This is a genomic window from Aeromicrobium sp. UC242_57 (genome assembly GCF_044452305.1).
In the GTDB taxonomy this organism is placed as follows: Bacteria; Actinomycetota; Actinomycetes; order Propionibacteriales; family Nocardioidaceae; genus Aeromicrobium.
In genome coordinates this window covers 26,560-46,607 of sequence record NZ_JBIOAM010000001.1, presented here as the reverse complement: position 1 = coordinate 46,607, position 20,048 = coordinate 26,560, and the positions used below count along the sequence as shown (strand labels likewise).

Here is a 20,048-nt window from a genome sequence, read left to right as displayed (position 1 = left end):
GAGGAACACACGTGTCAGAACTACTCAGCGGCTCCGAACGTCTCGATGAGGGCGGCGGGGCCACCGACGTCGAGCTCATCGATGCCGTGCGCTCCGGCGACACACAGGCGTACGGCACCCTGTTCGACCGTCATCGCGAGGCCGCGATGCGCCTCGCCCGCCAGCTGGTCCGGGGACCTGATGCCGACGACCTGGTCGCCGAGTCGTTCATCCGGGTCCTGGCGACGTTGCAGAACGGCAAGGGCCCCGACGAGTTCTTCCGCGCCTACCTGCTGACTGCGATCCGGCGGCTCCACGTCGACCGCCTGCGGGCCGAGCAACGGACCAGGCCGACCGGCGACGAGTCCGAGCTCGACCGAGAGGTCGAGTTCGTCGACCCGGCCGAGATGCACTTCGAGCAGAGTGCTGCGGCCGCAGCCTTCGCGGCCCTGCCCGAACGCTGGCAGCTCGTCCTGTGGCACCTCGACGTCGAGGGAAACAGGCCCGCCGACATCGCACCGTTGCTCGGCATGAGCCCCAACAGCGTCTCTGCGCTGGCCTATCGAGCACGCGAGGGACTGCGTCAGGCCTACCTGCAGCAGCACCTGGCACCCGCGCTTCGCGGCGAGTGCCGCACGACGACCGGGCTGCTCGGTGCGTACGTCCGTGACGGCCTGTCGAAGCGTGACGCGAAGAAGGTCGACCTGCACCTCGAGGACTGCAGCCGGTGCGCAGGACTGCACCTCGAGCTCGTGGAAGTCAACGGCAACCTGTCCGGCCTGATCGGTCCGGCGCTGCTGGGGCCGGCGTTCGCCGGCTACGCGGCTGCCGGTGCGGGCGCCAGCTCGGCGGCCGTCGGGCTCAAGCTCTTGGCCGCGCCGGTCAAGACGCTGAGCGCGTCGGTGTCCGGCTCGGCGGTCCAGGGAGTGGTCGCTGCTGCGGTCGTGACCAGCGTCGCGGCCGCCGGGACGATCGCCGTCACAACCGACTTCAACACCGCCGGGCAGCGGACGTCCGTGACCGCGGCGGGCCCTGCCGACACTCCGGCGTCCACCGACCCGAGCGGCTCCTCGCCAGTCGTCGACGAGGCGGCCGCCCCTCGGGCACCTCGCACCTCCTCGGTGCCCACCACCCCGACACCTGGCATCCCTTCGGCGCCGTCGCGCCGGGCACCACGACGCCCTCCGCTCCTGCCGCCGCCATGCCTACCGGCACCCCGAAGACCGGGGCTCCCCCGTCGAGTCCCGCTCCGCCCGGCCGACCGACGCCGACCCCCACCCCGTCAGAGCCGCCCGAACCCGCCGTCACACCGACCGACTACGGAGTCACAGCGCCCGCGATCACGTCGGACGACACCTTCTTGCAGCGTCGCTTCACCGTCCCGATCACGGCCGCCAACGCCGGTCGTCCGGTCGATCAAGCCGTCACCGTCACGATGCGGTTCACCCAGCGAGTCACGTTCCGGGGCGTGGCCAGCGGCGGCTGGGACTGCGGCTCGGCGACCCGCAACGAGCGTCTCTCAGAGCTGGTCTGCACCACGACGCTTCCGGCAGGCCACGGCACGACGTTCATCGCGAAGGCCCGAGGACTCCTGCCAGCCGGCAGCATCACGGTGACCGCGACCGACGACCCGCACCCCGGCAACGACAGCGTGTCGTTCCAGTCACCGCCCTATCAGTACGTCGGATAGGCGATCACGACTTGCCTCGGCGCCCCCGTCGGGTATGAATTGACTCATGACCTTGTTGCGAACCGTCGCCCGTCCCCTGCTGGCATCCATGTTCATCGTCGGCGGCGCCACGGCGCTCAAGTCGCCCGGCCCCCGCGCCGCCAAGGCGCAGCCGACCGCAGACCTGCTCAAGAAGGTCGCACCCGACCTTCCGGTGACCGGCGCCAACCTGACCCGCCTCAACGGCGCGGTCCAGCTGGTCGGCGGTGTCGCCCTCGCGACAGGTCACCTTCCCCGCATCGCCTCGTTCGTCCTGGCCTCCACGATGCCGGCGACCACGGTGGCTGGCCACGCCTACTGGAACGAGACCGACCCGGCAGCGCGCGCCAACCAGCGCATCCACTTCCTCAAGAACCTCTCGATGACCGGCGGGCTGCTGATGGCCACCCTCGATCCTGAGCCGCACAAGAAGTTCATCGGTCGTCGTGCCAAGGACAAGGTCACCGGCGCCGCCTCGTCGGTCGCCGACCAGATCGAGCACCTGCGTCAGCTAGATCCCCCGCCGCGCTGGGGCGATAGGCTGGACGCGATGACTGCCCCGCTCCCCTGGCTCGCGCCCTACCGCGACACACCGTTCACCGGCGACGTCCTGGTACCCGGCTCCAAGTCGCTGACCAACCGGACCCTGATCCTCGCCGCGCTGGGCGATGCGCCGTCGGTCCTGACCCGACCGCTCGGATCTCGTGACACCCAGCTCATGGCAGCGGCGCTGACCGCGCTGGGCGCCACGATCGACCGCGACGCGATGACGTGGACCGTGACCCCGCCGACGACGAGCGGCACGGCCCCGGTCACGGTCGACTGCGGCCTGGCCGGCACCGTCATGCGTTTCGTGCCCCTGCTCGCAGCCCTCGGCAGCGCACCCGTGACGTTCGACGGCGACGAGCATGCGCGCGTGCGTCCCATGGCGACCACGATCGCGACCCTGCGGAGCCTGGGCGTCCAGGTCGACGACGACGGACGCGGTTCGCTGCCATTCACGGTGCACGGCACCGGACAGGTCGCCGGCGGGCCCATCGAGATCGACTCGTCGTCGTCCAGCCAGTTCATCTCGGCGCTGCTGCTGGTCGGTGCCCACTTCGACAAGGGCCTCGACCTGCGTCACGTCGGTGCCTCGCTGCCCTCGATGCCGCACATCGAGATGACGGTCGCCGAGCTGCGACGCCGCGGCGTCCAGGTAGACACCGACGAGCCCGGCCGGTGGATCGTGCATCCCGGCACCGTCAGCGCGCTCGACGTCGAGATCGAGCCCGACCTGTCCAATGCCGGCGTCTTCATCGCCGGAGCCTTGGTCACCGGCGGCAGCGTGCGGATCCGCAGCTGGCCCCAGCAGACCGACCAGGCTGGTGACGCGTGGCGCGAGATCGTGCCTGCCTTCGGTGGCACCGTCGTCGAGGACGGCACCGACCTGGTCTTCTCCGCCGGAACCGAGCTGCGTGGTGTCGAGCTCGACCTGCACGACGTTGGCGAGCTGACCCCCGTCGTGGCTGCGATGGCGGCGCTCGCGACGACCCCGTCGCGGCTGACCGGCGTCGCGCACCTGCGCGGTCACGAGACAGACCGGCTGGCCGCACTCGTCGCCGAGATCAACCGGTTCGGCGGCGATGCAGAAGAGCTCGACGACGGCCTGCTGATCCGACCCCGCCCGCTGCACGCCGAGACGTTCCACACCTATGACGACCACCGCATGGCCCACGCCGGCGTCGTGCTGGCACTGCGCATCCCCGACACGTACGTCGAGAACGTCGCCACGACGGTCAAGACCTATCCCAACTTCGCCCCGGTCTGGGAACGCCTGATGTCATGAACGTGATGCCATGAGGAACGACGACGACCACGCGCGGTTCGAGCGCCCGCGGCGCCACACCAAGCCGCGCACCAAGGTCCGGCCCAACTACGACGAGGCCGACACCGCACGCGTCGTGACGATCGACCGCGGTCGCTACACCGTGACGATCACTTCTCCGACCGGCTCTGGCGACGGGCGCACGATCACGGCCATGAAGTCACGCAACCTCGGCCGCAAGGGCGTCATCGTCGGCGACGAGGTCAAGGTCGTCGGCGACGTCAGCGGTGACGACGGATCGCTGGCGCGCATCGTCGAGGTGCACCCCCGCCGCACGGTGCTGCGGCGCACCGCCGACGACGACGACCCGATCGAGCGGATCATCGTGGCCAATGCCGACCAGCTCGTGATCGTCGCGGCCCTGGCCGATCCGCCCCCACGTCCGGGGCTCATCGACCGGTGCCTCGTCGCCGCCTTCGACGCCGGCATGGAACCGCTCGTGTGCCTGACCAAGTCCGACCTGGGCTCGGCCGACGACCTGGTCGCGATGCTGACGCCGCTCGGGGTCCGTGTCGTGGTGACCCGACAGGGCGGCGACCTCGACACCGTGCGCGACGCCCTGCGCGACCGGACCAGCGTCCTGGTCGGTCACAGCGGCGTCGGCAAGTCGACGCTCGTCAACGCCCTGGTGCCCGACGCGCACCGGTCGGTCAGCTACGTCAACGCGATCACGGGTCGCGGTCGGCACACGTCGACGTCGGCGATCAGCCTCGAGCTGCCCTTCGGCGGATGGATCATCGACACCCCCGGCATCCGGTCGTTCGGCCTGGCCCATGTCGAGATCGACAACCTGATCAAGGCGTTCCCCGATCTGCAGGACGCGGCCCGCGACTGCCCGCGAGGCTGCCTGCACTCGGCGACCGAGCCCGAGTGCGCGCTCGACATCGCGATCGCCGCTGGCACCCTTGCGCCCGAGCGGGTCGAGTCGTTCCGCCGCATCCTGGCCAGCCGCGACCAGCTCGACGAGTACTGACGGAGCGCCGCACGTCGGCCCGCCCCCGACACGCCGTAGTCTGACGCCATGGCTCACTCGTACAACGACGACTTGCGCCTCGCTCACGTGCTGGCTGACAATGCCGACAATCTCTCGATGGACCGGTTCGGCGCCATCGATCTCGAGGTCGCCACGAAGCCCGACATGACGTACGTGACCGAGTCCGACCAGGCTGTTGAAGCCGCCATCCGGCGCACCCTGAAGTCAGCCCGCACCCGCGACATCGTGCTCGGTGAGGAGCAGGGCGAGGGCGAGGGCATCGGCGGGCGGCGCCTGGATCATCGACCCGATCGACGGCACGTCCAACTTCGTGCGTGGCGTCCCGGTCTGGGCCACTCTCATCGCTCTGGAAGAAGACGGCGAGATCGTCGCCGGCTGCGTCTCCGCGCCGGCTCTCGGGCGCCGCTGGTGGGCAAGCAAGGGCACCGGCGCCTTCACGGGCAAGTCATTCATGTCATCACGCCAGATCAAGGTCTCGCAGGTCGCCGATCTCGAGAGCGCGTCGTTGTCGTACGCCTCGTTGGGCGGCTGGGACGTGATCGGCCGAGGAGAGGCCTTCGCGGCCCTGATGCGTCGCTGCTGGCGCACCCGCGCGTACGGCGACTTCTGGTCGTACATGCTGCTGGCCGAAGGAGCCGTCGACATCGCCGCAGAGCCCGAGCTCAAGCTGTGGGACATGGCAGCGCTCGACATCGTCGTGCGGGAGGCCGGCGGCACGTTCACGAGCCTGGCCGGTGCACCCGGTCCGTGGGGCGACAATGCCTTGGCGACCAACACGAGGCTGCACGACTCGGCCATGGCGTACGTCGGCCACTTCCCCGACCAGGGACCGCACGACGAGTCGTGGGCCGACGAGCCCGAGGCAGAGCCGAGCAACGTCCGCTCGTTGACGTTCGGTCGCGAGCCGGCGGACGAAGACCTGTAGCTCTCGCTTGACGCATGTGACCCGCGTTACAGTGCAAGGACACTGAGAGTGGGGTCTGACCATGCGCGTCAACGAAGTTCTGGCATCCAAGGGAAGCAGCACGGTCTACACGATTGCGCCCGACGCAACGGTGGACGCGCTGATGGACATGCTCGCCGAGCACAACGTCGGGGCGCTCGTCGTCAGCGACGACGGCACCACGATGCTCGGCATCGTGTCGGAGCGCGACATCGTCCGCAAGCTGCGACGCATCGACAACGCGCTCAGCGTCCCGGTCTCGCAGATCATGACGACCGATGTCTCGGTGTGCTCGCCTGACGACTCGTTCAGCTCGCTCATGACGACGATGACCGATCAGCGGGTACGTCACGTGCCGGTGCTGCAGGACGGCCAGCTGGTCGGCGTGCTGAGCATCGGCGACGCGGTCAAGCACCGCATGGAGCAGCTCGAGTTCGAGCGCGACCAGCTCAACAACTACGTCGCAGGCGGCTAGGCAACCCACCTCCGCGAGTGGTGCGCAATGGCCGGTTTCCAGTGGGCAGATTCATATGGTCGTGACAACGCTTGTTGAATTGGAGTGTTGTCATGGTGAAGTTGTTCGAACCTGGGACGCGTGAGCGTTTCGTTGATTCGGTGTGTGGCGGGATGTCGCTGCTGGCGGCGGCTCAGAGTGTCGGCGCGTCGGTTGGATCCGCGACGCGTTGGTGGCGCCAGTCTGGGCGGATGGAACTTGCTCTCGTTGTCGGTCGCAAAGATGGCGGCGGTCTGGTGGCCCCGATCCCACCGTCATTGCCAGGAAAGTCCTCATCGTCTTGCCGTCGATCGTTGTCGATGATGGATAGGTCGTTGATTCAGGCCGGTCGGTGTTTGCAGATGTCGTACGCGCAGATCGGGATCTTCATCGGCCGGGACAAGTCGGTGGTCTGGCGTGAGGTCAACCGGTCGTCGAGCCCGGACGGGGTCTATTACGCGTCGGTCGCTCACCGGTTGGCAGCCGAGCTGCGGCGCCGGCCCAAGGCCTTCAAGCTCGCTACGAACGGGCCGTTGTGCCGGTTCATCGAGGCCGCGATGGACGAGGGCTGGTCGCCGGGCTTGATCGCCGGGATGCTCACGAAGACGTTCGGTGACGATCACACTTGGAGGGTGTCCCACGAGACGATCTATCAGGCCCTCTACGTCCAGACCCGTGGCGAGCTGCGCGCTGACCTGCACCGCAACCTCAGCCTGAAACGCGCGAACCGGCGACCACAGACCCGTGATCGCAAGGCCAGCAGTCCCTACAAGGAGGCCTTCACGATCAGCGACCGGCCCGCTGAGGTCGACGACCGTGCTGTTCCGGGTCATTGGGAAGGTGACCTGATCGTTGGACCGGCTTCGAAGTCCGCGATCGGGACGTTGGTCGAGCGCACAACCCGGTTCACGATCTTGCTGCACCTGCCAGATCGCCATGACTCGCAGACCGTCGCGGCGGCGATGATCGACGCGATGCGTGACCTGCCCAAACACTTGCGGCAGTCGATCACCTGGGACCGCGGGTCCCGAGTCGCGGCCTATGAAGACATCCAGCTCGCGTTGGACACGAAGTTGTTCTTCTGTGACCCGCACTCGCCCTGGCAGCGCGGCACGAACGAGAACACCAACCGTCTGCTGCGGTTCTGGTTCGAGAAGGGAAGCGACCTGTCCGTCCATAGCGCTGAGGACCTCGCCCGCGTCGCAGCGACCCTGAACCGCCGTCCCCGCCCGACGCTGAACCTCAAGACCCCAGCCCAAGCGCTGAACACGCTCCTCAAAGAGGCCGCGTGAAACCAACCCGTTGCCACCACCCATTGACTTTGCCGTGTGGAAACCGGCCATTGTGCACCACTCGCATTTCTGCGTGTTGACATTCGATGCATTATCGATATATCGTTAATGCATCGACAACATGTCGATGTTAGAACAGAAAGTGGGTCACCCCCATGCGAAGCAATGACTTTTCACAGAACCGTCGCCCGGCCGATCGTCGGCGCGGCAGGCCTCATCCGGACCGTGGGTTCGGCGGCGACTTCGGTCGCGAGTTCGACCTCGGCTTCGGCCCCGGAATGGGCGGCCCCGGCCGCCCCCGCGGCCGCCGTCGTGGCGGGCGCGGCGGCGACGTCCGCGCAGCAGCCCTGCTGATCCTCTCCGAGGGTCCCCGGCACGGCTACCAGCTGATCCAGGAGATCGCTGAACGCAGCGAAGGCGCCTGGACGCCCAGCCCCGGATCCATCTACCCCGTGCTCCAACAGCTCGAGGACGAAGGACTCCTGACGTTCGAGCGGGTCGATGGTCGCAAGACCGCCACCCTCACCGACGAAGGAAACGCCTACATCGACGAGCACCGTGACGACTCGGCACCCCGTGGACGGCCGCCCAAGGCGACCCCCGTCGCGAGATGCACGAGTACGCCAACAGCCTCAAGGGCTTCATCAACGCCTGGAAGCAGGTCGCCCAGGCCGGCACGCCCGAGCAGCGCGAAAAGGCCACCGCGGTGGTCGAGGACGCACGCAAGGCGATCTACCACATCTTGGCCGACGGCTCAGCAGGTCGGACGACTAGTCTGGTCGTCCCATGACTCATCACGGACGACCGACGATCCCCGAGAGCGAGATGACCTGGCGGTTCTCTCGCTCTTCGGGTGCGGGCGGCCAGCACGTCAACACGACCGACACCAGGGTCGGCTGATCTGGTCGCTCACCGACACCACCGTGCTCTCCCCCGCCCAGAAGGAGCTCGCCGCGATCCGGCTGAGCAACCGACTGGTCGGCGGGACGATCACGGTGGTGTCGTCGCAGTACCGGTCACAGCATCGCAACCGCGAGGCCGCGCGGGTGCGCCTCGGAAGGCTCGTCGCCGCAGCCATCGTCCCTGAGCGAACCCGCAGGAAGACCCGCCCCAGCAAGGCCTCCCAGCGTCGTCAGCAGGAGGCCAAGAAGGCGCGGAGCAGCCTCAAGCAGTCGCGTCGCGGCAGCTGGGACTAGCCCCACCTGGCCCTACAACAACGTGACCAGACGGGTCAGGTGCCAGTCACGGTCAAGACGTAGATCGTCGCCGACGAGTGACGCGACATACGTCACCGCCGCGGACACCGCGGTGGCCCGCACCGTCAGCTGCTGCTGGTCGAGCGAGACCACAGCCGCCTGGACTGCCGCATGAGCCCTCGCCCGGCTGAACCCCTCGGCCTCACCGGCCGGCGCCTCGAGCGAGCGCAGCACGTCCACCAACGCCGCAACGGCCAACCGGTCCATCAGCCAAGCCCGCTCGTGCAGGCCCGTGATGACGTTGTCCTCGGTCAGGTCGACGACGGCAGCGACAGCACCGACCGGGACGATCGCCAGCACCTCGTTGTCGCCCTCGTCGATCGCGAAGACCCCAAGATGGGTCGAGGCAGCCGGCAGCGCGACCTGCTCGGGCAGACCGCTGAGGCGCCACCCGGGTCGGGAACGTTCGACCTTCGCGATCGCGTCAACGACCGGGACGACGACACCGCTGCGACGCGGAGCGACCCGCGACATGATCTGGCCATCAGCTGCGACCGGAGACACGTCGTGGGGCTCGATGTCCGGGACCTCGACCTGCGGCACAGGACCCGGCACGACAGCGCGGGCGCGCTCAAGCGCCGATGGCCAGTACCCGTCGTCGAAGGAATGCGGGTCAGCGAGCGAGGCGACAGCCAGCTCGCACACGCGCAGCTGGAGCTCTCGCGCAGACGACGTCGACGCCGTGCCCGAGCTGACTCGCCGCGTGGGCAGCCGCCCAGATGTCGGCGAGCTCGCGGCGCATCTCGGTCGGCGAGGTGACGAGCACCGGATCGCCGATCTGCAGCCACAGTCGCCGCCACGAGATCGGCAATTCTCTTGGCGCACGCACGTCACGAGACTAGCGAGCCGACCCAGGCACTATCTTGGCGCCATGACCTGGTTGTCCCGAGCACTGTTCGCCCTCGGCTCCCTCCTGCTGCTCCTCGGCCTGACCGCCGGGGTCGTCAACCGCGAGGTCATCGACGGCAACAGGTTCGCCGAGCACGTCGACGCGATCCGCGCCGACGCCGACGTCGCCCGCGAGGTCGGCTCGCTGCTGAGCAACGAGATCATCGAGGCGAACCCCGAGCTCGTCGGCCTGCGCCCCCTCATCGAGTCAGCGGCCTCGGCAACCGTCTCCAGCCGTGCGCTGGGCCCGGTCATCCGGTCGACCGTGACTCCCCTGCACCGCGCGCTGGTATCCGACAGCAACGACCAGGTCGTGTTCCGGCTGGCCGACCTCGGCGCGGTCGTGGCCGCTGCCGTCACGACCCTCGCACCGCAGCAGAGCGCACCGATCCCCGACGACCTGGCGATCCACCTGTCGGCGTTCGGCAGCCAGCAAGGCAGTGCCGACATCATCGAGCTGGCCCGCTGACCACGACCTTGGCCTGGCTGCTGCCGCTGCTCGGCATCTTGCTCGTCATCGCCTCGGCCTTGGTCCGACGACGCCACCTGCGCGACGTGCTGGCCGCAGTGGGACGCAGCCTGCTGTGGGTCGCGGTCGCGATGGCGGTGCTGCTCGTGATCGCCGCAGCCATCGCCTCGCGCCTCGATCGCGGAACCCTCGCCGGTGCGATCTCGGCTGCGACCTGGGACGTGCTGAGCGGCAGCTTCTGGCGTTCGGCGCTCATCGCCGGTGTCGCCGGAACCGTGCTGTGGCTGACCCAGCGTGCCGAGAAGGTTCCCGGACCTGTCCGACCTCCTCAACCTCGGACGAGCCCACCTGCTGACCTCCCCGACGTCGGTCCGCGGGCTCCTCGGCCGCGGCCTCAGCCTCGTCGCCTTCGGCGTCCTGATGGCGCTGCACCCCGTCACGGTCATCTCCGCGGTGATCGTGGCCGTCGGCGCCCTCGCCGTCATCACCGGCCTCGAAGACGTCGTCCGCGGCGCCGCGAAAAGCTCGCCGGACCGCAGCACGTCCGAGTCGGCTGCGGTGGTCGCCCGCCGCCACCCGATCTGTCGCCGCGGCCGCCGCGATCCTCGTGCTCGGCGGTGCAGCAACGGCTGCTGCCTGGCCGGCCGCGAACCAGATGCCCGTCGTGTCGCCCGAAGAGTTCGGCACGGCCTGCAACGGGCACGACGAGCTGTGCGACCCGCACGTACGACCAGGTGTCGTACGCCGCGACCCACAACTCGATGTCGGCCGGCGACGAGCCCGGCTGGTTCCTGGCCGAGCAGCCGACCGGCATGATCGGCCAGCTCGACGCCGGGGTCAGGGTCTTCCTGATCGACACCTGGTACGGCCAGAACACCCAACGTCCGGGCATCGTGGCAACGGCCGAGAGCGGCCGCGCTGCGGCGCTCGAGGAAGCCCAGGAGACGTACGGACCGGCGGTCGTCGAGTCCGCTCTGCGCCTGCGCGACTCGCTCAACCTGACTCCGTCCGGTCCGCTGCGGTCCTACCTGTGCCACGCCCTGTGCGAGCTGGGCTCGACCGAGTTCGAGCCCGAGAGCTGGAGCGGGTGCGAGCGTGGATGGACGCCCACCCCCGCGAGGTCGTCACCTTTCTTCATCCAGGACGAGGTGAGCCCTGCCGACACTGCGAAGGCCATCGAGAACGCCGGCCTGATGCCGTTCGTCCACACCCAGAAGACGGGCAGCCCGTGGCCGACACTCGGTTCGATGATCTCGTCGGGCAAGCGGCTCGTCGTCCTGATGGAGAACGTCGGTGGCGGCGAGAAGTACCCCTGGATGCTCGACGGTGACACGTCGGGTCCAGGACACCCCGTTCTCGTTCCGCTCAGCCAAGCAGTTCACGTGCGAGGAGTTCCGCGGCGAGAAGACCGCCCCACTGTTCCTGGTCAACCACTGGCTGAGCAACTACCGGACGCGCGTCGCCGACGCCACCGTCGTCAATGCCCGCGATGTGCTGCTGACCCGGCTCGAGAAGTGCCAGAAGGAACGCTCGATGCTGCCCAACTTCGTGGCGGTCGACAACTTCGACCGCGGTGACCTGTTCGGCAGCATCGACGCCATGAACAAGGTGGGATGACCTGTGCAGACATCGAGCTTTCGCCGCGTCACAGCCCTGGTACTGGCCATCATCGGTTGCCTCCTGGCCATCACGAGCGTCGTCGCGGTGTGGAGCCGCAACCAGATCCTCGACACCGACCGCTACCTCAGCAGCGTCGCACCCCTGGCCGACGACCCGGTGATCCAGGACGAGATCGCCGACAAGGTCACCCGGGAGATCACCGCTCGGGTCGACGCTCGCCGCGCAGGTCTCGGTGACACCATCGCGCCGGTCGTCGAACGCCAGGCCCAGGCGCTGACCCGCAGCGATGCCTTCGCCAAGCTGTGGCTGGAGATCAACCGCATCGGTCACCGTGACCTGGTCCGGCTGCTGACCGACGACGACTCCGGCAGCGTCGCGGTCGAGAACGGGCGCCTGACGCTCAACTTGTCGGGGGTCGTCGATGCTGCCGTCGACCGCCTGTCAGCGGCCGGGCTGACGGTCGTGACGTCGCTGCCCCCGATCACGTTGGTCGTCGACGTAGCCGACGCCGAGGACGTCGAGAAGGCCCGCACGGCGGTGACCTGGCTCGACCGGCTGGCCACGGTGCTGCCGATCCTGAGCCTCGTCGTGCTGGCCGCCAGCATCCTTGTACGCGGCCGGGTGCCGCGGCCCCTGTTCCGTCCGCACTCATGCTGGCCGCGAGCATGCTGGTGCTGTGGATCGCGGTCAAGCTGGGTGCAGGAGTCGCAGCGGCGCAGGTGCCGTCCGACGTCGCCTCCACCGATGCGGTGCACGCCTACTACCGGCAGCTCACCAGCCTGCTGCGCGACGGCACCGTCACGGTCGGCATCATCGCGCTCATCGCGGCGGGACTCGCCTTCGGCTGGGACCTCGTCACGCGGCGTCGACCAGCCGCCTGATCGAGTCGTCGTCGCGGCTGTCCCAGAAGCCGCCGACGACGTCCTCGACCTGGCCGAACGAGCTCGCCGCGAACAGCACCTCCTGGTAGTGGGTGATGTCGTAGGTCGTGGTGCCCATCGCGGTGAGATCGAGCGGGCGGATCGTCATCCCGCGAAATTCCTCGATCTCGCCGGGACTCGACAAGATTCCCGCTCCGTAGGCCTTGAGCCCGTCGGCCTCGTGCACGACGCCGATTCGAGCGTGAACCAGAAGACCTTGCTGACGAACTCCAGCGCGGCATCCGACTCGACCCGACGGGCCGCAGCACCGGCGGCCTCGTACCAACCGGGTGAACCGGCGGTCGGCCAGGGTGTTGCCGTGCCCGACGACCTCGTGCAGGACATCGGGCTCGGGCGTGTACAGCGGCACCGAGTGGTGCCGGACGTACTGCGTTGCCCAGAAGCCGTGCTCGGCCAGCGCGCCGTAGAACTCGCGCAGCGGCACGAGCCCCGCCGCAGGTCGGTACCGAAATCCGGTCATCGGCTCGATCAGGTCGGACAAGCTCCTCGAGCTGCGGCACCCGGTCGACCGGCAGGTCGAGCGCCGCCTTGCCGTCGAGGAACTCCCGGCAGGCATCAGGTCTCGTGCTTGCCCGCGCAGGTCGTCGCACACGACTCGCCACACCTCGTGCTCCTCGTCGGTGTAGGCGACCTCGGGCGCAGGATCCCCGGGCGTCCAGCGGTCTGCGGTCGTCGCGATGAGGTCACGGCGCTCGCGGTAGACCGGGTCGTCGAGCCCCGGATGGCCTTCACCGAGCTGCACCGTCAGGCTGCCGTCGTGCTTGGCGACGACGGGTGCGAAGTACTGGCCCTCATCGAACATAGTTCCTCCTCGTGACGATCATGCGCTGACTGTCCCGTCGACCTGGCCCAGCCAGATCCGTCCCCCGTCGGCCGTGCGCGCCGATGCGCCGATCGAGACCCGGTCACCGTCGAGCAGGAACGTCCGGCTCGTGCCGTCGCCGAGCTGCAGGGGCGTCTCGCCATTCCACGACAGCTCGATCAACGACCCGCGCTGGCTGGCATCGGGGCCGCTGACCGTCCCTGACGCGAACAGGTCGCCGGGACGCAGGCTGGCCCCGTTGACGGTCATGTGCGCGAGCATCTGCGCGCCCGTCCAGTACATGGAGGCGAACGGCGGCCGGGAGATCTCGTGCCCGTTGAGGGTCACGACGAGCTCGAGGTCGAGCCCCCACGGCGCTTCGTCACGCAGGTATGTCAGCAGCTCGACGTCACGGGCCGGCGGTTCGACCCTGGCGTCCTGGAGAGCTGCGAGCGGGACGATCCACGGTGAGATCGACGTCGCGAACGACTTTCCGAGGAAGGGCCCGAGCGGGACGTACTCCCAGGCCTGGATGTCGCGCGCCGACCAGTCGTTGACGACGCAGATGCCGAACACGTGCTGGTCGAATGCGTCGACGGTCACGGAGCGACCCATCGGTGAACCTGCACCGACGACGAAGCCGATCTCAGCCTCGATGTCGAGACGTTCGCTCGGACCGAACCCGATCCCGTCGGGCCCGCGGATCTGCCCGGACGGGCGCCGCACCGTCGTCCCCGAGGCAACGACGGTGCCGGCCGACCGTGATACCCGACCGGCAGGTGCTTCCAGTTGGGCATCAACGCCTCGCCGTCAGGTCGGAACATCCGACCGAGGTTGGTGGCGTGGTGCTCGGAGGCGTAGAAGTCGACGTAGTCGGCGACCGCGAACGGCAGCACGAGCTCGACGGCCGACACCGGCTCGGTGGGACACGTGTCGACCGCCGCCACCAGGGCCGCTCGCACCTCGGCCCACGCGCTCGGCCCGGCGGCCAAGAACCTGTCGAGGGAACCGTCCTCGAACAGTGCCGCGTGCTGCGGAACGAGGTCGGGGGCGAGGGCCGTCAAGTCGATCACCTGGGTCTCGATGCCGACCCCGACTCGTGGCCGTCCCTCGAGGGGCCGGACAAAGGAGCAGTACGGCAGCGTGGAGCGTCCGAAGTCGTTCATGCGAGCCATCCCAGTGCGCGTAGATCGGTCAGGGGCTCGTCGATGTCGCACGTCCCTATCGACAGGAACAGCCGGCGCACGGCCGCCGGGTCGCGGACGAACAGCCCCTCGGGGTCGCGCTGCGCCAGGACCGGGACGGGGTCCTCCCCCGCCAGTGCGGCGTCGACGGCTGCGAGCACGTTGACGAAGCCGTGCCCGGTGTCGCTGACGACGGCGTGGTGCAGCCCGGCAGTGAGCTTGAACGGCAGCGTGTGCTCGACGCAGTGCGCGATCGCCGCTCCGAGCTGGCCGATCGTGGGCACCACGGCACCGCCGCAACGCAGCTTGAGCAGGGTTCCAGCCGGGATGTCGAAGCCACTGCCCCACGGCTGCTCGACGAAGATCCGCACGCCCGGCGGCAGCTTAGGCAGCGCGTTGACAGGACCGCGAAGCTCGACCGCGGCCAGCACCGTGCCCGCCGGCAGCGGCAGCGTCGGGACCCCCCACCGACCGCCACGTCGACCCGGTCACCGTCGAGAGCCGCCGCCAGCTCGTCGAGCCGCTCGGCAGGGCACACGAACGGACCGACATAGGCCCCGTCAGGCGTCGCGCGTCGTTTGAGGTGCACGTTGACGGCCTCGGCCATCGGCGCATTGCCCGGCGGGAACAGGGCCGCGTCGTCGAAGAAGGCGTCGAACTTCACTGGTTCCATGACCACGCGTACTTCCCGTCGTCGGATGCGGTGCCGGCCTCGCCGAGCTCGAGCGGGCGGAACGTGTCGACCATGACGGCGAGCTCGTCGACCGCCTCGATGCCCAGGCTGGCCTCGATCGCGGACGGGTGCGGGCCGTGCGAGTGACCGCCGGGGTGCAACGAGATCGAGCCGGGGCCGATGCCCGAGCCCTTGCGGGCCTCGTAGTTGCCCGCGACGTAGAACATGACCTCGTCCGAGTCGACGTTGGAGTGGAAGTACGGCACCGGGATCGCGAGCGGGTGGTAGTCGACCTTGCGGGGCACGAAGTTGCAGATCACGAAGTTGCTGCCCTCGAACACCTGGTGCACCGGCGGCGGTTGGTGCACCCGCCCGGTGATGGGCTCGAAGTCGGCGACATTGAAGGCGTACGGGTACAGGCAGCCGTCCCAGCCGATGACGTCGAAGGGATGCTGCGGGACGACGTGGACCGTGCCGCTGACCCCGCCCGGGCCGGATCCGCGGTGCAGGATGTGGACCTCGACATCGGTCTCGTCGCGGATCTCCGGCTCACTGGGGCCGCGGAGGTCGCGTTCGCAGTAGGGCGCGTGCTCCAGCAGCTGGCCGAACCGCGACAGGTAACGCTTCGGTGGCAAGATGTGGCTGCTGGCCTCGATGCCGTAGGCCCGGACTGTCCCATCCGTGACCCACCGGTGCGTCGTCGCCCGCGGCACGATCAGGTAATCGCCGGGACCGAACGGGATGTGCCCGAACACGGTCTCCAGCGTCCCGGTGCCGTCCTCGATGAAGACGCACTCGTCGCCGATCGCGTTGCGGTACAGCGGCGACGTCTCGGCTGCGACGACGTACGAGATGCGGACGTCCGCATTGCCCAGCACGAGCCGCCTGCCCGTGACCAGGTCATGGCCCGCGCCACCGTCGAACAGGTCGTGCAGCTTCAGGTGCCGCGCCAGCAGCGGCTCGTTGGGGGTGGTCGAGCGATCAGGCAGACTCCCATGGCCGCACGTCGACGATCGCCGACGGGACACCCCGGTGGTAGAGCAGCGACGAGTCGGACGAGAAGCCCTCTTCGCCCATCAGCTCTTCGCGGTACAGCGCACCGTCGGGCGAACGGTGCTGTGTGTGCCGTTTGGGTGGGATGTCTCCGGCGCGTCGGTAGTGGGCCATGGGTCAGCTCCTCCTCACGTCAGAAGTTTCCGCGGAGTGCCTGCTCGCGCTCGATGGCCTCGAACAGCGCCTGGAAGTTGCCCTTGCCGAAGCCCAGCGAGCCGTGGCGCTGGATGGGCTCGAAGAACACCGTGGGCCGGTCGCCGATCGGCTTGGTGAAGATCTGCAGCAGGTAGCCGTCCTCGTCGCGGTCGACGAGGATGCCGCGCTTCTGCAGCTCGTCGATCGGGACGCGCACCTCGCCGATGCGCTCCCGCAGCGCAGGGTCGGTGTAGTACGAGTCGGGGGTCGCGAGGAACTCGATGCCGGCGGCGCGCAGCCGGTCGACGGTGTCGAGGATGTCGCCTGTCGCGAGGGCCAGGTGCTGGGCGCCGGGACCTTGGTAGAACTCCAGGTACTCGTCGATCTGCGACTTCTTCTTGCCGATCGCGGGCTCGTTGAGCGGAAACTTGACCCGGTGGTTGCCGCTGGCCACGACCTTGCTCATCAGGGCGGAGTACTCGGTGGCGATGTCGTCGCCGACGAACTCGGCCATGTTGGTGAAACCCATGATCCGGTTGTAGAAGTCGACCCACTCGTCCATGTGGCCCATCTCGACGTTGCCGACGACGTGGTCGAGTGCCTGGAAGATCCGCTTGGGCGCATCGGCGGGTCGAGTCAGCGTTGACGTCCGCTCGACGTAGCCGGGCAGGTAAGGCCCGTCGTACCGGCTGCGGTCGACCAGGGTGTGCCGAGTGTCGCCATAGGCCGCAATCGCTGCGACCCGCACCGTCCCGTGCTCGTCGGTGAGGTCGTGCGGCTCGCTCAGGATCGTGGCGCCTTCGGCGCGAGCGTGCTCGATGCACGTGTCGACGTCCGGCACCTCCAGCGCGATGTCGGTGATGCCGTCGCCGTGGAGCCTGTGGTGATCGAGCACGGGGCTGTCGGGTGCGACGCCGCCCTTCAGCACGAACCGCACAGCACCGCTCTTGAGGACGTAGGCGTGGTGGTCGCGGTTGCCTGTCGACGGACCGGAGTAGGCGACGAGGTCCATCCCGAAGGCCGACATGTAGAAGTGCGCGGCCTGGGGTCGCATTGCCGACGGCCCACACCACGGCGTCCCAGCCGGTGACCGGGAACGGGTCGGAGGCAGCGTCGTACTCGACCAGTCCGACCAGCTGCTGGAGCTGGGCGAGGTCGAGCTCGGCAAGGCGTTCGTCGTCAGTCAGGTCGATCGTCATGTGACCCAGCACACCGCACCCTGACCCAGTGGGCAACCGGCCCATCGGGGGGTGGTCAAACCTGCCATCTGAGCGCATCATGAGAAGAAGAATCCAGGCAATCTGACTAGTTGGAGGACAGATGGACCAGCTCGATGTCGCGCTCATCGAAGCCATGCACGCCAACCCCCGCGTCGGCGACCTCGAGCTCTCACGGATCACGCAGGTCGCCCGCGCCACCGTCCAGTCACGGTTGACCAAGCTGGAGGACGCCGGCGTCATCACGGGCTACGGACCCGACATCGACCTGGTGGCCGCCGGGCACCCCGTCATCACCTTCGCAACGTTGGAGATCGTGCAGGGCTCGCTCGATGACGTGACGGCTGAGCTGACCTCGCTGCCCAACGTGCTGGAGGCCTACATCACGAGCGGCAACGCCGACGTCATCTGCAAGATCGCCGCGACCTCGCTCGAAGACCTCAAGGACACCCTGCTGCACATCAGCCAGTCCGCATCAGTGGCCCGATCGACCAGTGTCATCGTCCTGTCGGAGCTCGTGCCACCGCGGGTGCTGCCGATGCTGCGCAAGGGCGCCGACGACGGGCCGAGCCGGTCGCCAGCTTTTAGGGCGTAGGAGCATCCAAGCTAGGCCGCTGGGGTTGCTCCTCAGCCGAGACATACTCACCTTCGAACCTCATTTGCGGAGGTAAGAGGCACCTTGCGATGCGGAGCAGACACTCGTGACTGCTTGCGAGCCTGCGCCAGCTCGCCGGGGGGGATGAGAGCGCTAGTTGACCGCACTCGCCGTTGGGCTCACCTCGAAGAAGTTGCGACCACCGCTTGACTCCGCCCGTAGTTTCGCGTTGAAAACCCATGGGGCGTGAGGTGTGGCAGTTACCCGGGAGAGGATGTCACCATGAGTGAACTGATCGAGGTCCCCTCGGCTGACGGAATCGCCGAGGCGTACGCGTTGGCGCAGAGGTGGCTGCCGGCCTTCCTGGCGGGGCGCCGGGCCGACGACGACGTGTACGCCGAGGACGTGGCGACCTGGCACAACACCAGCGAGACAGTCTCGAAGATCCAACAGACCCGTCGCGTACCCGGGCCAACGCGGCCGGCGCCGACCTGCGGGTGGAGAACCCGCAGATCAAGGTCTTCGATGGCGGCTGGGTCTTCCAAGCCACCACAGTGGGCACCACCGCCGACGGTGATCCCGTACGCATCCCCAACTGCCTGGTCGTGATTGTCGAGAACGGTCGGATCGCCCGGTTCGAGGAGTACGCCGACTCGCGCGCGGTCGAGGCTCTCTTCCGCTGACACGCTCCGGTCCGCCCTACTCGCCCGGACGTGCTCAGGATCGAGGCGAGCTGTGGTGCCCAGCTCGTGATCCAGGCGAGCAGCATCGAGCGGAGCACCGCGACCACCACGGTCTGATTTGCCGAGGGATGGCGCCTGCGAGCAATTTGGGGCACGGCGTGCCCCTTGCCGGGTCCTCAAGCGTCTTGGAGTACTTCTCAGATCACGCGGTCAATCGCGGAGGAATGACGCAAGGGCGCAGCATCCGCCTTGCTCGACCCAGGCTTGAAACCACGTCTTTGAAAGCAGGCGAAGTTCTCGATTCGAACTCCTAACATCACCGATGACTCATAGGCTGCCACCCATGCGCCAGCGCCGTTGCTCTGCTTCTCGCCGCGTCCCCCTTCCTAGTCGGCGGCTGCGACCTGTCCAGTAGGACGCTAGAGGATGACTACACGCCGTCTGATCGTTACTACGAGGAACCAGAGCCCACCGGCCCCCCTGCAGATTTTGAGCGGCAGCAGCGTGAGTACGAACAAGAGCAGTCACTCACTCCCCCCGCGGGCAAATGCGCCGACGTCACGTCCTACGACGACAATTGGAACAACGATGTGTTCTGCACACGAGAGGACGGTTCGCAGTTCTACGCGAGACTACGACGGAGCAAATCAATTTCTCGCTGAGTACTAGCGGCCGGTGAGTTCACGTCGGTGTCGAACTTTGTGAGTCCAAAGGCGTTGTCGATGCACGTCAGGCGGTGAGATGACACCAGGCATTGCTGCGCTTCGATGGCTGCATCACTATCGTGACATGACTCGATACATAAGACTCGAAATTCAGTCCGCCATCACCGACACCGAATAGACCGACTTGGTGAACACGGTCTGGATGTTCCTCCGGAACACGTCGCATCAGTTTCACAACGAGCACGACGGCAAGACGCCTGCGAAGTCGCTAAATGAGGCGTGAAACGAGTACGCGGTGCTGACGCTCGCTGGGACTGAAGTGCTCGCGGTGGAAAAGACGCAGGCCCCAAGACTCGCGAGGGAACGCCTGCAAGTGGACACACGGCAATCAAACAGCCTTCGATCGCAGCCGAACGGACTCGACTGAACGCGTAGGGCCCAACCCGTAGGCCCTCCTAATGGACTTGCCACTCCATGAACCGCCTCGTCAGGACCCTCGAGATCGGAAAGGCGTTATCGACGAGACAACGAGTCCCGCCGACGAAATAGACCTGTCAGCGGGCATTGGCTAGCCCGTATGAAGGCCACCAA

24 protein-coding genes and 3 pseudogenes are annotated in these 20,048 nt (G+C 67.9%); 16 read left to right on the top strand and 11 right to left on the bottom strand.

The features are described from left to right. Nucleotides 1-11 precede the first annotated feature (11 nt). The 11 genes and pseudogenes from ACHMWU_RS00320 (at nucleotide 12) to ACHMWU_RS00270 (ending at nucleotide 8,472) form a co-directional block, all read left to right on the top strand. Nucleotides 12-1,595 (top strand): sigma-70 family RNA polymerase sigma factor, encoded by a 1,584-nt coding sequence (locus ACHMWU_RS00320; protein ID WP_396041146.1) that lies wholly within the window; start codon nucleotides 12-14, stop codon nucleotides 1,593-1,595. Between the two features lie 120 nt (nucleotides 1,596-1,715). Beyond that, nucleotides 1,716-1,988, top strand: a pseudogene (locus tag ACHMWU_RS00315) (DoxX family membrane protein); the annotation flags it as partial. 249 nt (nucleotides 1,989-2,237) lie between these two features. Next, complete coding sequence (gene aroA / locus ACHMWU_RS00310) at nucleotides 2,238-3,515, top strand: 3-phosphoshikimate 1-carboxyvinyltransferase (RefSeq protein ID WP_396041800.1); 1,278 nt, start codon at nucleotides 2,238-2,240, stop codon at nucleotides 3,513-3,515. 10 nt (nucleotides 3,516-3,525) lie between these two features. Continuing rightward, entirely contained in the window at nucleotides 3,526-4,527 is a 1,002-nt protein-coding gene (rsgA, locus tag ACHMWU_RS00305) for a ribosome small subunit-dependent GTPase A (RefSeq protein WP_396041145.1), read from the top strand. Nucleotides 4,528-4,575: 48 nt separating this feature from the next. Next, nucleotides 4,576-5,473, top strand: a pseudogene (locus ACHMWU_RS00300) (inositol monophosphatase family protein). A gap of 61 nt (nucleotides 5,474-5,534) precedes the next feature. Then, nucleotides 5,535-5,966 carry a CBS domain-containing protein gene (locus tag ACHMWU_RS00295; protein ID WP_396041143.1) on the top strand — a complete coding sequence of 144 codons (432 nt, stop codon included), beginning with the start codon at nucleotides 5,535-5,537 and terminating at the stop codon, nucleotides 5,964-5,966. A gap of 92 nt (nucleotides 5,967-6,058) precedes the next feature. Then, the gene (locus tag ACHMWU_RS00290) at nucleotides 6,059-7,276 is read left to right on the top strand and encodes an IS30 family transposase (protein WP_396041141.1); all 1,218 of its coding nucleotides are present in this window, start codon (nucleotides 6,059-6,061) and stop codon (nucleotides 7,274-7,276) included. 155 nt (nucleotides 7,277-7,431) lie between these two features. Then, a pseudogene (locus ACHMWU_RS00285) lies at nucleotides 7,432-7,767 on the top strand (PadR family transcriptional regulator); the annotation flags it as partial. Between the two features lie 119 nt (nucleotides 7,768-7,886). Continuing rightward, nucleotides 7,887-8,066, top strand: coding sequence for a hypothetical protein (locus ACHMWU_RS00280; RefSeq protein WP_396041859.1), 180 nt, complete (start codon nucleotides 7,887-7,889; stop codon nucleotides 8,064-8,066). Next, a complete protein-coding gene (locus ACHMWU_RS00275; protein ID WP_396041799.1) occupies nucleotides 8,063-8,176 on the top strand; it encodes a peptide chain release factor-like protein in 114 nt (37 codons plus the stop codon). The genes ACHMWU_RS00280 and ACHMWU_RS00275 overlap by 4 nt, the downstream gene beginning before the upstream one ends. A gap of 23 nt (nucleotides 8,177-8,199) precedes the next feature. After that, a complete protein-coding gene (locus ACHMWU_RS00270; protein WP_396041858.1) occupies nucleotides 8,200-8,472 on the top strand; it encodes a hypothetical protein in 273 nt (90 codons plus the stop codon). A gap of 12 nt (nucleotides 8,473-8,484) precedes the next feature. On the opposite strand, the gene ACHMWU_RS00265 is transcribed toward ACHMWU_RS00270, so the two are convergent. Continuing rightward, on the bottom strand, nucleotides 8,485-9,177 hold the full coding sequence (locus tag ACHMWU_RS00265; RefSeq protein WP_396041140.1) for a hypothetical protein: 693 nt from the start codon (nucleotides 9,175-9,177) through the stop codon (nucleotides 8,485-8,487). Beyond that, on the bottom strand, nucleotides 9,146-9,343 hold the full coding sequence (locus ACHMWU_RS00260; protein WP_396041138.1) for a hypothetical protein: 198 nt from the start codon (nucleotides 9,341-9,343) through the stop codon (nucleotides 9,146-9,148). The genes ACHMWU_RS00265 and ACHMWU_RS00260 overlap by 32 nt, the downstream gene beginning before the upstream one ends. Before the next feature lie 60 nt (nucleotides 9,344-9,403). Here ACHMWU_RS00260 and ACHMWU_RS00255 point away from each other — a divergent pair, with 60 nt between their 5' ends. Beyond that, nucleotides 9,404-9,889: a hypothetical protein gene (locus ACHMWU_RS00255; RefSeq protein ID WP_396041137.1), complete on the top strand. Its 486-nt coding sequence runs from the start codon at nucleotides 9,404-9,406 to the stop codon at nucleotides 9,887-9,889. 8 nt (nucleotides 9,890-9,897) lie between these two features. Beyond that, nucleotides 9,898-11,466 (top strand): hypothetical protein, encoded by a 1,569-nt coding sequence (locus tag ACHMWU_RS00250; RefSeq protein WP_396041135.1) that lies wholly within the window; start codon nucleotides 9,898-9,900, stop codon nucleotides 11,464-11,466. A gap of 162 nt (nucleotides 11,467-11,628) precedes the next feature. Here the strand turns inward: ACHMWU_RS00250 and ACHMWU_RS00245 are convergent, their stop codons facing one another. Next, nucleotides 11,629-11,808: a hypothetical protein gene (locus ACHMWU_RS00245; protein WP_396041134.1), complete on the bottom strand. Its 180-nt coding sequence runs from the start codon at nucleotides 11,806-11,808 to the stop codon at nucleotides 11,629-11,631. Between the two features lie 27 nt (nucleotides 11,809-11,835). Next, nucleotides 11,836-12,072, bottom strand: a complete 237-nt coding sequence (locus ACHMWU_RS00240; RefSeq protein ID WP_396041133.1) for a hypothetical protein — start codon at nucleotides 12,070-12,072, stop codon at nucleotides 11,836-11,838. An 87-nt stretch (nucleotides 12,073-12,159) separates the two neighbouring features. On the opposite strand from ACHMWU_RS00240, the gene ACHMWU_RS00235 reads away from it, so the two are divergent. Further along, complete coding sequence (locus ACHMWU_RS00235; RefSeq protein ID WP_396041132.1) at nucleotides 12,160-12,390, top strand: hypothetical protein; 231 nt, start codon at nucleotides 12,160-12,162, stop codon at nucleotides 12,388-12,390. Here ACHMWU_RS00235 and ACHMWU_RS00230 read toward each other — a convergent pair. The 7 genes from ACHMWU_RS00230 to hppD all read right to left on the bottom strand — a co-directional run bounded on the left by ACHMWU_RS00230 (nucleotide 12,365) and on the right by hppD (nucleotide 17,465). Next, complete coding sequence (locus ACHMWU_RS00230) at nucleotides 12,365-13,252, bottom strand: phenylalanine 4-monooxygenase (RefSeq protein WP_396041131.1); 888 nt, start codon at nucleotides 13,250-13,252, stop codon at nucleotides 12,365-12,367. The genes ACHMWU_RS00235 and ACHMWU_RS00230 overlap by 26 nt on opposite strands. Nucleotides 13,253-13,270: 18 nt before the next feature. Further along, nucleotides 13,271-13,957 (bottom strand): fumarylacetoacetate hydrolase family protein, encoded by a 687-nt coding sequence (locus ACHMWU_RS00225; protein ID WP_396041798.1) that lies wholly within the window; start codon nucleotides 13,955-13,957, stop codon nucleotides 13,271-13,273. Next, nucleotides 13,852-14,418, bottom strand: coding sequence for a hypothetical protein (locus ACHMWU_RS00220; RefSeq protein WP_396041129.1), 567 nt, complete (start codon nucleotides 14,416-14,418; stop codon nucleotides 13,852-13,854). The genes ACHMWU_RS00225 and ACHMWU_RS00220 overlap by 106 nt, the downstream gene beginning before the upstream one ends. Next, nucleotides 14,415-14,867: a hypothetical protein gene (locus tag ACHMWU_RS00215; RefSeq protein WP_396041128.1), complete on the bottom strand. Its 453-nt coding sequence runs from the start codon at nucleotides 14,865-14,867 to the stop codon at nucleotides 14,415-14,417. Before ACHMWU_RS00215 ends, ACHMWU_RS00220 begins: the two co-directional genes overlap by 4 nt. Before the next feature lie 229 nt (nucleotides 14,868-15,096). Next, complete coding sequence (locus ACHMWU_RS00210) at nucleotides 15,097-16,137, bottom strand: homogentisate 1,2-dioxygenase (protein WP_396041127.1); 1,041 nt, start codon at nucleotides 16,135-16,137, stop codon at nucleotides 15,097-15,099. Next, nucleotides 16,091-16,276, bottom strand: coding sequence for a hypothetical protein (locus ACHMWU_RS00205; protein ID WP_396041125.1), 186 nt, complete (start codon nucleotides 16,274-16,276; stop codon nucleotides 16,091-16,093). The genes ACHMWU_RS00210 and ACHMWU_RS00205 overlap by 47 nt, the downstream gene beginning before the upstream one ends. A gap of 19 nt (nucleotides 16,277-16,295) precedes the next feature. Further along, a complete protein-coding gene (hppD, locus tag ACHMWU_RS00200; protein WP_396041124.1) occupies nucleotides 16,296-17,465 on the bottom strand; it encodes a 4-hydroxyphenylpyruvate dioxygenase in 1,170 nt (389 codons plus the stop codon). A 152-nt stretch (nucleotides 17,466-17,617) separates the two neighbouring features. Here hppD and ACHMWU_RS00195 point away from each other — a divergent pair, with 152 nt between their 5' ends. Both ACHMWU_RS00195 and ACHMWU_RS00190 read left to right on the top strand, forming a co-directional pair. Beyond that, a complete protein-coding gene (locus ACHMWU_RS00195; protein WP_396041123.1) occupies nucleotides 17,618-18,109 on the top strand; it encodes an Lrp/AsnC family transcriptional regulator in 492 nt (163 codons plus the stop codon). A 347-nt stretch (nucleotides 18,110-18,456) separates the two neighbouring features. Beyond that, nucleotides 18,457-18,792 carry a nuclear transport factor 2 family protein gene (locus ACHMWU_RS00190; protein WP_396041122.1) on the top strand — a complete coding sequence of 112 codons (336 nt, stop codon included), beginning with the start codon at nucleotides 18,457-18,459 and terminating at the stop codon, nucleotides 18,790-18,792. The last annotated feature ends 1,256 nt before the right edge of the window (nucleotides 18,793-20,048 follow it).

Bases quoted from the DNA above. Each gene is read 5' to 3' on its own strand.
- aroA (WP_396041800.1), top strand. From the start codon at position 2,238: ATGACTGCCCCGCTCCCCTGGCTCGCGCCCTACCGCGACACACCGTTC.
- rsgA (WP_396041145.1), top strand. From the start codon at position 3,526: ATGAGGAACGACGACGACCACGCGCGGTTCGAGCGCCCGCGGCGCCAC.
- ACHMWU_RS00295 (WP_396041143.1), top strand. From the start codon at position 5,535: ATGCGCGTCAACGAAGTTCTGGCATCCAAGGGAAGCAGCACGGTCTAC.
- ACHMWU_RS00290 (WP_396041141.1), top strand. From the start codon at position 6,059: ATGGTGAAGTTGTTCGAACCTGGGACGCGTGAGCGTTTCGTTGATTCG.
- ACHMWU_RS00280 (WP_396041859.1), top strand. From the start codon at position 7,887: ATGCACGAGTACGCCAACAGCCTCAAGGGCTTCATCAACGCCTGGAAG.
- ACHMWU_RS00275 (WP_396041799.1), top strand. From the start codon at position 8,063: ATGACTCATCACGGACGACCGACGATCCCCGAGAGCGAGATGACCTGG.
- ACHMWU_RS00255 (WP_396041137.1), top strand. From the start codon at position 9,404: ATGACCTGGTTGTCCCGAGCACTGTTCGCCCTCGGCTCCCTCCTGCTG.
- ACHMWU_RS00235 (WP_396041132.1), top strand. From the start codon at position 12,160: ATGCTGGCCGCGAGCATGCTGGTGCTGTGGATCGCGGTCAAGCTGGGT.
- ACHMWU_RS00230 (WP_396041131.1), bottom strand. From the start codon at position 13,252: ATGTTCGATGAGGGCCAGTACTTCGCACCCGTCGTCGCCAAGCACGAC.
- ACHMWU_RS00220 (WP_396041129.1), bottom strand. From the start codon at position 14,418: ATGAACGACTTCGGACGCTCCACGCTGCCGTACTGCTCCTTTGTCCGG.
- ACHMWU_RS00205 (WP_396041125.1), bottom strand. From the start codon at position 16,276: ATGGCCCACTACCGACGCGCCGGAGACATCCCACCCAAACGGCACACA.
- ACHMWU_RS00195 (WP_396041123.1), top strand. From the start codon at position 17,618: ATGGACCAGCTCGATGTCGCGCTCATCGAAGCCATGCACGCCAACCCC.